Here is a 13670-nt window from a genome sequence, read left to right on the forward strand (position 1 = left end):
TCAGCTGCTTCGGATGGCGACGGCGTCGATTTCCACCAGGATGCCCGCGAGCGTGCTTCCTACTGTGGTCCGCGCGGGATACGGTTCCTCGAACATCTCGGCGTAGACGGCGTTGAAGAGCTTCGTATCTCGGTCGAGGTGGGCCAGATGCACTGTCGTCTTCACCACGTCCGAGAGGCCGAGACCGACTTTCTCCAATGAGCCCTGGACGTTCAGGACCACTTGGCGGGTTTGCGCTTCCACCCCTTCGGCCACCGCTCCGGTCACCGGGTCCTGTGGCCCGAAGCCGGCGGTGAAGACGATGCCCCCGCACTCCACCACATGGGAGTAGGCGCCTGCTGGTGCGGGCAGGTCGGTGGATACGATTCCGTGCTTCACGAGATTTGCTCCATCATTCAGTCAGTGGGACCGGTCAGCGATTCAAAGAGGCGGGTGTAGAGCTCCACGGCGGTGTACAGGTCTCGGACCGGAACGTACTCGTTCGGGCCGTGAGCCACACTCAAGAGACCTGGACCCAGACTCGTGACGGTCGGTATCTGGCCCCTTCCCAGGAAGTAGCTGGCGTCCGTTCCGCCGGGGTAGGCGTAGATCGCCCTGATATCACGGACGTCACGGTAGACGTCCAGAAGATCGAGGATTATGTTGTGCTGCAGCCAGTAATGCGGGCCATATCTAGCACAGTCGGGCCGCACTGTGAAGTGGTGCTGCATGATCTGAGCTCACGATCGATGGACCGGACGATCTACGCGGCCGAGAACGGTCATGTGACGGGCGGCGAGCCAGGTGGTCCGTCCACAAATTTCGGTGCTGGTGTGCTTCAAGACGAGACGTTGGAATCCAAAGTGTGCTGGCGGAGATGATCGACCGAGCAGTCGGTTTGAGCGGCAAGCCAGTCAGCGTGATGAGCAGGAAGGACCGGATCGAGGTGCTCCGGAACCTTGAGGAGCGCGGAGCGTTCCATATCAAGCGGGCGGTGGACCAGGTAGCGGCCCGACTCGGTGTCTCGCGCGTGACGGTCTATGCCGATCTGGACATTGTCCGTAACGGTGGCCGCACCACGACGTGACCCTGGTCGCTGACCGACACGACCCGATGACGAGTAGTTAGGCCTCGACCCACGTCGGGCTCCCGAACGCCCACTGGTCGTTCGTTTGCCGGACCCGCACGTGATACCAGTCCCGCCCGGTGGGTTCGCGCAGGTCCTCGACATCCAGCTCCAGCTCGCGTTCGGCGTCCGACACGGCCCGATGGAACTGGAACGCCGGGCTGACGAAGCCAGCGGTGTAACCAGACCGTGGCCCGGCACGCAACTCACCCACGGTGTGGGCCACCGGCTCTCCGTTGATCACCGCCCGCACCACGGTGCGATCGGTTCCAACCACGCGCAGGACCATCTGCTGGGTCGCATCCGTCATCACCGTCGGGTTGGCCACCGTTCGGGTGCGCAGCCGCACGGATTTCTCCCCGGTGCGTTCCCAGGCGCTGAAGGCGTACGACGACGGCGCCGGGCTGAGCGGATCGACGATGTCGATCCCACGCAGCCGCGGTTCGACTTCGATGATCGAGCCACCCTCGATCTCGAGCTGGACGTCCCAGTCCGTGGTGGCGCCGGCCTGCCCCCACCCCACGCTCAGACCAACCAAGCCGCTGAACGCGGACCCGGGCTCCGCCGTCGGCCCGGTACCGGACCAGATCACCTCACCGTTGCGGATCACCTCGACCAGGTCGATCCGGTCCCGAGCCTGGATGCTTGCGCTCACCCGGCGCTCCGGATCAGCCGATGCGATGCCGCCCATCGGCACGCCATTGACGGCGGAGCGCAGCTGGATACGGTCGCCGGTGATGGCATAGGTGCGCCGGTTCACGATGGCGTCCCAGATCCCTGCCCGGGTGAGCTCGGTCGCCCATACCGCCATCCGTCCGTAGCCATGGCTGCCCGGATGGGCGCTGTGGTGGTCGGTGGAGCCGATGAAGCCGAACACGTGCCCGGCGTTCAGTCCGTAGTAGGCCATGCTTTGCGCATCGCGCGGGCCCATCGTGTGCAGGTAGTTCCGGGGCGCCCGGTCCGACTCTCCGCATCCGTGCATCGAGACGATCTCCGCCACCGGTGAGAGCTCTTCGGTGTAGGTGTCCCAGTTGATCCCGCGAAAGCCCTTCCGGTACCCGATGTGGTGCGGAATCGCGAGTGCAGGCCGTCCCGATGCCGCCTGGACACGCAGCGCGCCCCGCAGCTCCTCCAGACTCGATGCCCGCACGATCGGCCCGTGGGAGTCTCGGTAGTACACGCAGTGGTCGCCGTAGGTCATGCTGTGCCACTCGAAGGACAGGAACGAGGCGAACGTCCCGTCCTCGTGCACGGCCGCCGTCACCTCCTGGACCTCGTCCCAGCAGTCCGCGAGCCGCGCAAAACCTTCGCGGTGGTAGGCCTCCTCCGCAGCGAGCCGCGGGTCATTCACCGGCATGTCGTGCCACCAGGCGTGGCCGGTCACGCTGGCGAAGTCCAGCTGCAGCCGGGCGTTGCGGTACGCGTCCTCGATGCTGCCGTGGCCGTAGCTGATGCCGCAGTGGTTGTGGATGTCGCCGACGTAGCAGTGCAGGTCCTGGTAGGCCTCTAGAGTCAACGGTCTGTCGTCCCCGGTCTCATTGTGGGTGGGTGGAGGGCCGGCCGTAACGCTTCTTCGTGAACGCCATCAGCTCGTGCAGGAAGACTTCGGCAGCGGGGGAGAGGCGCCGCGTGCTGGCCTGGTAGGCGGCGATCTTTCGAGACGCGGCCGGGTGGTGCAGCGGGCGGAAGGTCACAGCGGGCGGGGAGAACATCTGCGCGGGCAGCGCGCCGATCAGGCCGAGTCCGAGTCCGGCTTCGACGAAGGCGTAGACCGTCGTCGGCTGACTCACCGCGAGGCTGCGCTGCCGGTCCACCTCGATGTCGGCCAGGAACTGCCGGTACTCGGCTCCGATCTTGGCGTCCAGGCCGGGTTCCCCGGTGGTGATCAGCGGGTATCCGGTGAGCTGCTCCAACGAGATCGCGTCATTCTCGGCGAGCTGGTGCCCGGCGGGGAGTACCACCACGATCGGGTCGTCCATCAGCACGTGGTGCTCGGTGGCGCGCTGCGGTCGCACCTGCAGCAGCGGACGCAGCGCGATCTCGATGGTCCGGTGCGCGAGCGCCTCGTCCAGCCAAGAGTTGGGGCCTTCGTGCACCTCGAACGTCACCCGCGGGTGCTTGCGGCCGAACTGCGCGAGAAACGGGCCGAGGATCTGCGAGCTGACGCTCGGCACACTGCCGACCGCGACCGTCCCGCTGATGTCTCCCCGTCTGGCCTCGACGGCGGCAACGGCGGCCGACCATTCATCGGCCATCCCGCGGGCATGCGGTAGGAACGCCTCACCGGCCGGGGTGAGCGTGGCCGGGTGGACGTCCCGGTTGAACAGCACTTCCCCGAGGTGATCCTCCAGGCCGGCGATGTGCGCGCTGATCCTGGACTGCGATCGGTGCAAGGCGCGTGCCGCCGCCGAGAACCCACCCAGTTCGTAGACCGCCACGAAGGACCGGCACCAGCTCAGCTCCATTGCTCTACCTCCGCGGGCACGCTAGCAGGACGCCCGGGAATCTCGGGCCGGGACCGGGGGAGCCGTGATGTCGCCGGCCAGGATCGGGTCCGCCGTGGCGTGCAAGTGGTGGTCCAACCGGCTGGCAAGCTCAGCGCGAAGCTCCTCAAACGCAGCAGCATCGGCCAGGTTGTGCAGCTCGGCCGGGTCGTCGCGGAGCAGGTAGAGCTCTTCGGCTGGTTTCGGACCGAGCAGGTGGTCCATCCCGCGGCGGGTGGGGCTCTCTTCCAGGTCGAGGGCCAACGGCACCTGCGGTCCCGGTTTGAAGTTCCGGATGTACTTGGCCCGGTCGGTGCGGATCGCCCGGATCGGGTCGTACCGGTCATGGTGAGACTTCTCCAGGAACAGCTCGCGGGTCGGGTTGGCGAGGCTCTCGTCCTGGAGCGTGCCGAGGAAGCTCTCGCCCGCCAGGTCCTCCGGCGGCTCGCCACCGGCGAGCTCGACGAGGGTCGGTGCGACGTCGAGGTGACTGGTCAGTGCCGAACGGCGTCCGGGTGCCAGCTGCCAGTTACGGGGCGGCCGCACGATGAAGGAGACCTGCACCCCGGAGTCGTACAGGGTGCTCTTCGCGCGCGGGAACGCGGCGCCGTGGTCGGTGGTGAAGATGACCATGGTGTTGTCCGCGTGCGTCGAGGCATCGAGTGCACTGAGGATGCGGCCCACCGCCTGGTCGAGCTGGCGGATCGAGCCGTGGAAGGTGGCGATGTCGCCGCGGGTATCGGCGTTGTCCGGCAGGTAGGCCGGAACGTCGACGGCGTTCGGGTCAGCTGCTGCGTAGTCTTCTGCGGGCCAGGGGCGGTGCGTTTCCCAGGTGCCGAGGGTGAGGAAGAACGGAGCGGAATCCTCCCGGGGTTGTGCGAGCCACTGTTCGGTCTGCCGGGCCACCTCCATCGCCCTGGGCAGGAAGCCCAGGCCGTGTACTTCGTCGTAGCCGAGCACCCGCGAGTCGAGGTCTTCGTGCTGCAGCCCGATCAGCGCGGAGTGGTACCCGTGCGGGCGGAGCAGCTCGGGCAGGGTCTGCACGCCAGGGCGGTAGCGCCAGCCGCTGTGCACGAGTCCCATCAGACCGTTCTGGTGTGGCTGCAACCCGGTGAACAGAGACGACCGGGCCGGCGTGCAGAGCGGAGCGGTGGCGAAGGCCTGGTCGAAGACGATGCTCTCGTCGGCGAACGTGTTCAGGTGGGGGCTGGGTACGGAGGGCATGCCGTAGCACGGCAGCCAGGTGCCCAGATCGTGGCAGTGGATCAGCACGATGTTCGGCTGGGCGGGTACAGGCAGGGGCATTCTCATCCTCGACGGCGGTGGAGTCGTTGGTCAGGGAGGGGGCGGTGCGTGGCGGTGTAGCCGCCGCCCCGCACCGCATGGGGCATCAGCCCATCGGGTACTCGCCCTCTTCGATCACGGCGGTGAGCTCTTCCTGCATCTGGGCCATGCCGTCCTCCGGGGTGACCTCGCCGGCGGCAATGTTGGCCAGGATGGGTTCGGTGACGTTCAGGAAGTCACCGATGAACTCGTACCGCATCGGGCCCTGGGCGGTCTCAGCGGACTGCTCCACGGCGTCCAGGTAGGCACTGTCCTGCTCGCTCAGACCCTCGGCGTCGAACGCGTCCGAGCGCACCGGGATGCCGCCGTTCTCGGCGAACACCTCCATGCCGGCCTCGGAGGTGGCCCAGGTGATGAAGTCCAGGGCGGGGCCCTGACGGTCCTCGGGTAGGTCGGCCGGGATGCCGAGGTTCCAAGTGCCGGTCGGTGAGGCGGAGCCCGGCAGCGGAGCGAAGCCGACGTTACCGACCACGTTGGAGCTGGACTCGTCGTTCATCGCGCTGGCACCGGCGGCCACAGTGTCCAGCTGTGCGGCGTCGCCGGCGAGCATCGTCGCGATCGCTTCCGCCTGGCCGACGGTCTGCGACTCCTCCGGGCCGGTCGCGGCAAGGTCGCGCAGCATGGTCGCGGCCTCGATCGCCTCCGGGGAATCGACCGATGGGGTCCAGTCGGTGCCGGGTTCGGTGAAGAAGCTCCCGCCGAGGCCGTAGAGGATTCCGGAGAAGTCGTAGGTGACCTGCGGCGAACCGGCCACACCCTGGGTGCGCATCACGAAGCCGTACCGGGCGGCGTCACTGTCCACGACCGCCTCGGCATTCTCGAGCACGCCGTCCCAGGTGGTCGGCACTTCAAGGCCGAGGTCTTCGTAGATGTCGGTGCGGTAGATGAAGATCTGCAGGTTGCCCATCAGCGGGATGCTCGTCAAGGCACCGTCCTCGCTGAACGCGCCGGTCTCGGTGTTCCAGTAGGGGAGGTTGTCGTAGGTGAACACCTCGGGGTCGAGGGTGAACTCTGAATCGACGTCCGTCAGGGGCAGGAGCAGACCGTTGTCGTTGAACTGCGCCATGTCCACTTCGTTCACCTGGTAGACGTCGAACGCGTGGTTGCCGCTCTGGGCGTCGTTCAGCATCTGCGTCTTGACTTCGTCGTTCGGGAACGCGCGCACGTCGACGCTGACGCCGGTCTCTTCCTCGTAGGCGGCGATCACCGCGTCGTAGGCGGGGTTCCACGGCGCCTGGCTGGTGATGATGGTGACGGCGTCTCCGGATCCCAGCGCACCGCCGTCGGCTCCTCCGTCACTACAGGCGGCCAGCGAGGTGGCTACTGCGGCGACGGTGGCCAACGCGGCCAGTCGGGTCTTGGGTCGGGACATGATGTGCTCCTTTGCTCAGGTTCTGATCAGCCTTTGACTGCGCCGGAGGTGAGGCCGGCGACGATGTGACGGTTGGCGACGATGGCCATCGCGATGATCGGGATGGCCGCGACGGTGCCGGCGGCGGCGAGCTCACCCCAGGTGATGGCGTACGGCTGCAGCAGGCCGGCGATCCCGACGGTGACCGGTGCCGTGTTGCCGCCGGTGGTCAGCGTCAGGCCCATCAGGAACTCGTTCCAGGCCATGATCCCGGTGAAGATTCCGGTGGCCGCCAAGCCGGGCTTGACGATCGGGAGCATCACGGAGAGGAACGTACGAGACTCCGATGCGCCGTCGACCAGGGCAGCCTCTCGAAGCTCGTTCGGCACGGTGGAGAAGTAGGAGGACATCAGCAGGGCAGCGAACGGGAGGTTGATGAAGGCGTTCACCAGCACCAGTCCGGTGAGGGTGCCGAGCAGGCTCAGCTGGCCGAGGAGGATGTAGAGCCCGGGCACCAGCGTCATCGGTGGGATCAGCGGGATGAAGCCGGTGATGATCAGTGCGGGGAGGGTCAGCCAGCGGGGCGGGTTGAGCCGGCTGAGCGCGTACCCGGTCATCGATCCGATGGCGAGGCAGATCGCCACGGCACCGATCACGATGACCACGCTGTTCCGGATCTGAGCGAGGAACGCGCCGCCGTCGAAGAGGGTGGCGAAGTTGCCGAGCCAGAACGTGAACTGCCACCCGGAGTCGACGATCGCGCGGTTCGGCAGGAACGCCAGCACCAGGGTCCAGATGATCGGAATCACGGCTACCAGCAGCACGAGACCGAGGGTGATCTCGACCCAGAGGCGGCGTCGTGGGGTCTCAGTCAAAGAACTCATCACCGCTCCACTCGTGATCGGACGAACAGCACGACCCCGAGCACGATCGCCGTCGCGAAGACGACCACGAGGCTGTAGGACGCCGCTTCGCCGAGCCGCAGACTGTCGAAGAACAGGCTCTTGATGTGTTGGGAGACCAGCGTGGTGGCGCCGTCTGGACCGCCCTGGGTGAGCAGGTACATCTCGTCGAAGACCTTGACGCCCATGATCGTGCGCACCAGGGCCACCGCCATGATGGTCGGGCGCAGCGCCGGCAGGACGATGTAGCGCACGATCTCCCGCTCGTTGGCACCATCGACGCGGGCTGCCTCGAGCGTGCTGGCGTCGATCGCCTTGAGCGCGGTGTAGAAGAAGAGGAAGACCACCGGGGTCCAGTGCCAGACATCCACCACGACGACGGCGGCCATCGCAGTACCGCTGTCGCCGAGCCAGCCTTGCTCGGGCAGGGAGAGCGTCCGGAACAGCTTGTTCAGGCCGCCGGCGGTCGGGCTGAGGATGAGCAACCACATCAGGCTGACGACCACCGGCGCGATCACGGCCGGCCAGATGAGGACGTTGCGGGCGAGGGGGAGAAGAGTGACGGCCCGGTCTACCAGCAGGGCGAGCGCCAGGCCGAGCACGATCGAGACGAGCACGGAGGCGACCACGAACACCACGGTGTTGCCGATGACCTCCCAGGAGACGCCGGAGCCGAGGACCTTGGTCAGGTTGTCGGCGCCGGTGAAGGTCCACTCGAACTGCCCGCTGCGAATCTGGACGTCGGAGAGGGCCATCCGCACGACCTGGCTCATCGGGTAGACCGCGAACACGAGCCCGAACAGGAGGAACGGCAGGACGGCGAGCAGCGTGAACGGCGTGGCCTTGCGCGCTCTGCGCTTCTGCGGTGGCGCAGCGCTGGCGCGCAACGCTTCTTGGGGTGGTACCGAAGTCACGTCCAACCTCGCTGTCCGGGCTAGTGGTTGAACGGCACACTATGGACGCGTTCGTCCATCCGTCAAATGCGTACGGCGGAATGTGAATATCCGTCGTACGGATGGCGGGTGGCGCCTCGGTCGTGAGAGCAACGGCCGCTGGACCGGGTGAGCACACCACCGGGGATGGAGCGCGGCGGAGAGGTGCTCCACCACCCGGTAGGTAGCGATACGTAGAGCGGCGGAATACACGTCGTTCGTGGACTGGCGGCAGTTCACGTGCAGCAGACGCGGTCTCGCCCGAGGGCGCCGGAGTGACGTTCAGATAGCGCAGCACGATGCTCCGGTTGCGTTTCGATGTGTAGGAGCCCGCCGAGGATGCTGGCACAAGTAAAGCCTGTGAGCCGTAGTATGCATACACTCCGGAATTTTGTTTCGGCGCCTGCTGCTGGACGCCTGTCTGTACGCTACGCGGAAGGAGCTCGTGTTGACTGACAACGCTGCGGCCCCGGTTGCCCACCGGCGCACGATGGTCGGCGATGAGGTCTACGAGCGCACGAAAGCGTTGCTCATGAATCACGCGATCGAGCCTGGCGATCGGATCTCGATCGACGGTCTGGCCCGAGATTTCAACGTGTCTCAGACCCCAGTGCGCGAGTCGTTAGCGCGTCTGGAGTCTGAAGGGTTAGCCGCAAAGACTCCGCTGCGTGGGTACAGGGCGGCACCGCTGCTCGATGAGGCGCAATTGGATGAATTATTCCAGTTCCGGCTGTTGATCGAACCGTGGGCAGCTGGACAGGCTGCGGCGCGGATTGATGATGCTGGGCGCGAACTTCTTGAGGCAGAGTTCGCATCGATTGAGGCTCCGCACGAGTCCAACTACGAGGCGTATCGTCCGCTCGCGGCGCATGATCTGCGGCTGCACCGGCTGATCGCCGAACTCTCCGGTAACGCTCAGGTACGAGCGGCGCTAGAACGCACCAACTTTCACCTGCACATCTATCGTCTCCGGTGGAACTACACATTCGGTCCAGGAACACTGGCCGAGCACCGTCGAATCGCTGACCTGATCATGGTGGGTGACGTCCAAGGCGCAGAGAAGGCAATGATCACCCACCTTGAATCCGGGATGCACGGCCGTCTTGGCGGAACGTTCTAGTGGGCCGCGTTCGTGGACCATCTTGCAGGTTGACGTACCCGGCTCGCACGGTCCGCTGCGTAGCCACCCGGGGGGCAACAGCATCCTGGCGCCGGAGGAACTCACGGGAGGTCATCGATCACACCCGAATCTGAGGCGCAAGCTCCTGCCCCGCCACGGCTCGCGTATCTCGTCTGGGGAACTGGCGTCGCGGCTTACATCGTCGCCGTCGCGGGTCGTACTTCGCTCGGAGTAGCAGGCCTGCAAGCTGTCGACCGGTTCGCGATCGGCGCCTCCGCGCTGGCGCTATTCTCCGTTGTTCAGCTCGCCGTCTATGCTGCCGCGCAGGTCCCGATGGGAATGCTGCTCGATCGGTGGGGCGCCAAACGACTCATCATCGGCGGCACGATCGTGATGGCTGCCGGTCAGCTAGTACTGGGCGTCGTGGATACTCTGCCTCCCACCTTCATTGCGCGGGCGTTTATCGGATTGGGAGACGCCGCTGTACTGGTCTCCTTGCTACGTCTGATTCCGCTGTGGTTTCGGCCCAGAGTCGTACCGGTCATTACCCAGATGACCGGTATTCTGGGCCAGTTGGGGCAAATCGTCTCGGCTGTGCCGTTCCTGGCTGTTCTGCTCTCTTTTGGGTGGACGGCCGCATTCGGTTCACTGGCCATGGTCGGTCTACTTATTGCTCTGGTAGCTGCATTGACAGTGCGTGATCGGCCACCGGCGCGACCTGAAGGTGACGATTCGAACTCCGGCCAAGGGTCAGCCAGTCCCAGCTTGGCCGCTCCTGAATCGGCCCCCGGCGGATTGCGGTCGGTACTGACAACCCCGGGTGTGTGGCTGGGGTTCTTCACTCATTTCGTGACGTTGTTCCCTTCGAACACCTTCCTGTTCCTCTGGGGCGTGCCCTTCCTGACGGCTGGGCAAGGCGTCAGCCCAGCGAGGGCGAGTGCGGTGCTCACGATCGGCACCGTTGCCGGCATCATTGCTGGGCCGGTGATGGGTGAATTGACCGCGCGCTTCCCCGAGCGGCGCTCCTGGCTGGTCCTGGGAACTGTCGCGGCGTCAACGGTGATATGGGGGGCTGTGCTCATTCCCTCGACACCCCGACCTTTCTGGTTGCTCGCACTTCTCGGGGTGGTGGTGACTATCGGGGTAGTGGCCTGCACGATCGGCTTCGACTATGCGCGCACTTTCATCCCGGGCCCCCAGTTGGGTACAGCGATCGGAGTAGTGAACGTGGGCGGCTACTTCGCTTCGCTCGTGAGCATTCTCATCGTGGGAGTGGTGCTCGATGCTGTCCGTCCGTCCGGTGAGTATGTCCTCGGCGACTTCCGTCTCGCGTTCGCTGCCCTGACGCCGCTGCTACTGATAGGGATGACTGGGTTGCTCCTTGCCCGGCGCGCATCTCGGGCACGTGAGTAGCTGCGGGTCCGCCTGCTCTGCTCTGTGCCCGCACCAAATCTCGCTTCGGACCGCGATCGGCGGTCTAATGGGATTCCCGCGGCACATGATCTCCGCTGCTGCCCACGAGGAAGTCCAGATCGGCGCCGGTGTCGGCTTGCTGCACGGTGTCGATGTAGAGGCGCTGCCAGCCGCGCGCCGGGTCCGCAAAGGCCTCTACTGCTTCCGGGTTGGGGCTGCGAGCGGCCAACTCGTCGTCGCTGATGTCGATGGTGATGCTCCGCGCTGGCACATCCAGCACAATCGGGTCGCCGGTGCGTACCAGGGCCAGTGGGCCACCTGCTGCAGCCTCGGGGGCGACATGTAGCACCACGGTTCCATAGGCGGTGCCACTCATGCGGCCGTCGCAGATTCGCACCATGTCTCGTACACCCTGCTGCAAGAGCTTGGTGGGCAAGGGCAAGTTTGCAACCTCTGGCATCCCCGGGTATCCCTTGGGCCCGCACCCGCGCAGAACGAGCACGGAATCGGCATCGACCTCAAGGTCGGGGTCGTCGATCCGTGCGTGCATATCCTCGATAGAGTCGAATATCACGGCGTTGCCGCGGTGCTGGAGCAGGTGCGCTGACGCTGCGGCGGGTTTGATCACCGCTCCATCGGGCGCCAGGTTGCCGCGCAGGACGGCGATTCCGGCTGAATCCTGCAGAGGCTCTGCTCGTGGCCGGATCACCTCCCGATCCCAGACATTCGCGGTCTCGAGGTAGTCCACCAACGGCCGCCCGGTCACGGTGACGGCTCCCGGTTCGAGCAGATCCTGTACCTCGCGGAGCACGGCGAGTAGCCCGCCCGCCCGGTAGAGATCGTCCATCAGGAAGCGGCCAGCCGGTTGCAGGTCAACGAGCAAGGGGACGCCCGCGCCGATCTTGTCGAAATCGTCTTGCGTCAGGTCGACCCCGAGGCGACCCGCAATCGCGAGGAGGTGCACCACACCATTCGTCGAACCTCCGATAGCGGCAAGGGTGACGATGGCATTGACGAACGCCTCCCGAGTCATGATGTCACTCGGCCGACGGCGCTCGGCCACCAGTTCCACGGCCAGGGCGCCAGTGGAGTGAGCGCCTTCCAGCAACCGATTGTCCGTGGCCGGGGTACCGGCCATACCGGGGATCGTCATTCCCAATGCTTCACTCAGCAGCCCCATCGTGGAGGCCGTGCCCATGGTGTTGCAGTGACCACGGCTGCTGATCATTGACCCTTCCGAGGCGAGAAAATCTCGCTCCGACATCGACCCGCCGCGCACTTCCTCACTGAGCTTCCACACATCAGTGCCACAGCCGAGAGGCCGGCCCCGGAAGGTACCCGATTTCATTGGTCCGCCGGGGAGCACGATCGCAGGCAGGTCAACCGAAGCAGCCGCCATCAGCAGGCTGGGGATGGTCTTGTCGCACCCACCCAGAAGGACGACGGCGTCAATCGGGTTTGCCCTGATCATCTCCTCCGTAGCCATGGCTGCCATATTGCGCCAGAGCATCGCAGTCGGTCGGACCAGGGACTCACCGAGGGAAACGGCCGGCATCTCCAGAGGGATGCCACCAGCTTCGTAGACCCCGTTCTGTACGCTGCGGGCGACCTCGGTCAGGTGCCGGTTGCATGGGGTGAAGTCCGAAGCGGTGTTCACCAGCGCAATGTGAGGGCGGCTTCCGTCGAACGCATGCGGTGGGAGCCCGCGTCGGCTCCAGGCGCGGTGGATGTAGGCATTGCGGTCATCTCCGACGTACCACTGGGCGCTGCGCAGTGCGGCCGCTGGTTGGGGCTCGTCGCTGGTCATCGCCATCACAGGGCGCTCGTGCGTACGGTGGCGTCGGCGCGGGTGAGCACCTCGGGGTTGAGCTCCATTCCGTGTCCCGGGCCCTCCGGGGGAGCGATCATGCCATTCTCGATGCGGGGCAACTCGGTGACGAGGTCCCGGTACCAGGAGGTGTAGAACGCGCGCACCGTCTCTTGGATGAATCCGTTCGGCAGGTGGCAGGAGAGGTGCGTGGAGGTGGCGAGCACGATCGGTCCAGTGCAGTCATGCGGGGCGATCGGCAGGCTGTGCGCCTCGGCCAGGTTCCCGACACGTTTGGCTGCTGTCACGCCCCCGACCCAGCCCACGTCGACCATGGCGATGGCAGCGGCCCCGGAGGCGAACAAGTGCTCGAAGTTGACCAGCCCGGCCATCGTCTCGCTGAGAGTCAGGGGAGTGGCGGTGCGGTCCGCGACTCGGCGCAGTCCCTCCGTCTCATAGGCGGGGAGCAGATCCTCGTACCAGAACGGGTCGTACTCGTCGGCGGCTTTGACGATGCGCAGCGCCGCCGGAGTGTTCCAGAAAGAGTGGAACTCGAGCATGACGTCCATCGCATCGCCGACCTGTTCCCGGATGAGGCGCAACGGCTCTAAGCCGACTTTCAGCTGCGCGGCGGTGATGAACTGGCCGTGGTTCTCTTCGGCCGCCTGGTCGAACGGCCATATCTTCATGGCCGTGATGCCCTGATCGAGCAGGCTCTGGGCGAGCTCGCCGGCATTGGTCAAGAAGGCCTGCAGATCCTCGTACGGACCGGCAGGCTCGCCGGTCGGCAAGCCCCAGTTGCCGCTGCCGACTCCCGTGCCGGCGCCACGCACGTACCCATACCCGGCGCAGGTGTTGTACATGCGCACCTGATCGCGCACCTTCCCGCCCAGCACCTGATACAGCGGCTGCCCGACGACCTTTCCGAAGAGGTCCCACAACCCGATATCGATTGCGGAGCTGCCTCGAGACTCCACACCGGCACCGTTCCTGCCGAGCACATCCCGCAATCGCCGGGCATGGGCCTCAATGGTCAATGGATCCTCGTCCAGGAGCTTAGGAGCGGCAGTCTCGTGGATGTAGGACTCCACGGCCTCGGCGCCGATGAATGTCTCCCCGAGTCCGGTCACGCCCTCGTCCGTGTCAATCAGGACGTACAGCAGGTTCGGAAACTCCTCTAGACGCAGAGTCCGGATGCGATCGATCTTCACTG

14 protein-coding genes are annotated in these 13670 nt (G+C 65.7%); 4 read left to right on the plus strand and 10 right to left on the minus strand.

The features are described 5' to 3' along the window. Together FU260_RS11275 and FU260_RS11280 are read right to left on the minus strand one after the other, a co-directional pair. A complete protein-coding gene (locus FU260_RS11275; protein ID WP_147917149.1) occupies positions 1–378 on the minus strand; it encodes a RidA family protein in 378 nt (125 codons plus the stop codon). Between the two features lie 17 nt (positions 379–395). Continuing rightward, positions 396–710 (minus strand): M20/M25/M40 family metallo-hydrolase, encoded by a 315-nt coding sequence (locus tag FU260_RS11280; RefSeq protein WP_147917150.1) that lies wholly within the window; start codon positions 708–710, stop codon positions 396–398. Here FU260_RS11280 and FU260_RS24610 point away from each other — a divergent pair. Continuing rightward, entirely contained in the window at positions 660–860 is a 201-nt protein-coding gene (locus tag FU260_RS24610; protein ID WP_147917151.1) for a PAS domain-containing protein, read from the plus strand. The genes FU260_RS11280 and FU260_RS24610 overlap by 51 nt on opposite strands. Further along, the gene (locus FU260_RS11290) at positions 857–1066 is read left to right on the plus strand and encodes a helix-turn-helix domain-containing protein (protein ID WP_147917152.1); all 210 of its coding nucleotides are present in this window, start codon (positions 857–859) and stop codon (positions 1064–1066) included. Before FU260_RS24610 ends, FU260_RS11290 begins: the two co-directional genes overlap by 4 nt. 37 nt (positions 1067–1103) lie before the next feature. Here the strand turns inward: FU260_RS11290 and FU260_RS11295 are convergent, their stop codons facing one another. The 6 genes from FU260_RS11295 to FU260_RS11320 all read right to left on the minus strand — a co-directional run bounded on the left by FU260_RS11295 (position 1104) and on the right by FU260_RS11320 (position 8099). Beyond that, positions 1104–2621, minus strand: a complete 1518-nt coding sequence (locus tag FU260_RS11295; RefSeq protein WP_147917153.1) for a DUF3604 domain-containing protein — start codon at positions 2619–2621, stop codon at positions 1104–1106. Between the two features lie 19 nt (positions 2622–2640). Beyond that, positions 2641–3570, minus strand: coding sequence for a LysR family transcriptional regulator (locus FU260_RS11300; RefSeq protein ID WP_147917154.1), 930 nt, complete (start codon positions 3568–3570; stop codon positions 2641–2643). A gap of 21 nt (positions 3571–3591) precedes the next feature. After that, positions 3592–4893 (minus strand): sulfatase family protein, encoded by a 1302-nt coding sequence (locus FU260_RS11305; RefSeq protein ID WP_168211748.1) that lies wholly within the window; start codon positions 4891–4893, stop codon positions 3592–3594. An 85-nt stretch (positions 4894–4978) separates the two neighbouring features. Then, complete coding sequence (locus FU260_RS11310; protein ID WP_147917156.1) at positions 4979–6304, minus strand: extracellular solute-binding protein; 1326 nt, start codon at positions 6302–6304, stop codon at positions 4979–4981. 26 nt (positions 6305–6330) lie between these two features. Further along, positions 6331–7167 (minus strand): carbohydrate ABC transporter permease, encoded by an 837-nt coding sequence (locus FU260_RS11315; RefSeq protein WP_147917157.1) that lies wholly within the window; start codon positions 7165–7167, stop codon positions 6331–6333. After that, positions 7167–8099, minus strand: a complete 933-nt coding sequence (locus tag FU260_RS11320; protein ID WP_147917158.1) for a carbohydrate ABC transporter permease — start codon at positions 8097–8099, stop codon at positions 7167–7169. Before FU260_RS11320 ends, FU260_RS11315 begins: the two co-directional genes overlap by 1 nt. Before the next feature lie 466 nt (positions 8100–8565). On the opposite strand from FU260_RS11320, the gene FU260_RS11325 reads away from it, so the two are divergent. Continuing rightward, positions 8566–9237 (plus strand): GntR family transcriptional regulator, encoded by a 672-nt coding sequence (locus FU260_RS11325; RefSeq protein ID WP_210418256.1) that lies wholly within the window; start codon positions 8566–8568, stop codon positions 9235–9237. Between the two features lie 198 nt (positions 9238–9435). Continuing rightward, entirely contained in the window at positions 9436–10650 is a 1215-nt protein-coding gene (locus FU260_RS11330; RefSeq protein WP_268957774.1) for an MFS transporter, read from the plus strand. 64 nt (positions 10651–10714) lie between these two features. Here FU260_RS11330 and FU260_RS11335 read toward each other — a convergent pair whose 3' ends face one another. Beyond that, a complete protein-coding gene (locus FU260_RS11335; protein WP_147917160.1) occupies positions 10715–12457 on the minus strand; it encodes an IlvD/Edd family dehydratase in 1743 nt (580 codons plus the stop codon). Positions 12458–12462: 5 nt separating this feature from the next. Then, positions 12463–13668: a mandelate racemase/muconate lactonizing enzyme family protein gene (locus FU260_RS11340; RefSeq protein ID WP_147917161.1), complete on the minus strand. Its 1206-nt coding sequence runs from the start codon at positions 13666–13668 to the stop codon at positions 12463–12465. Positions 13669–13670 lie beyond the last annotated feature (2 nt).

Origin of the sequence: Ruania zhangjianzhongii (genome assembly GCF_008000995.1) — a bacterium.
Classification (GTDB): Bacteria; Actinomycetota; Actinomycetes; order Actinomycetales; family Beutenbergiaceae; genus Ruania; species Ruania zhangjianzhongii.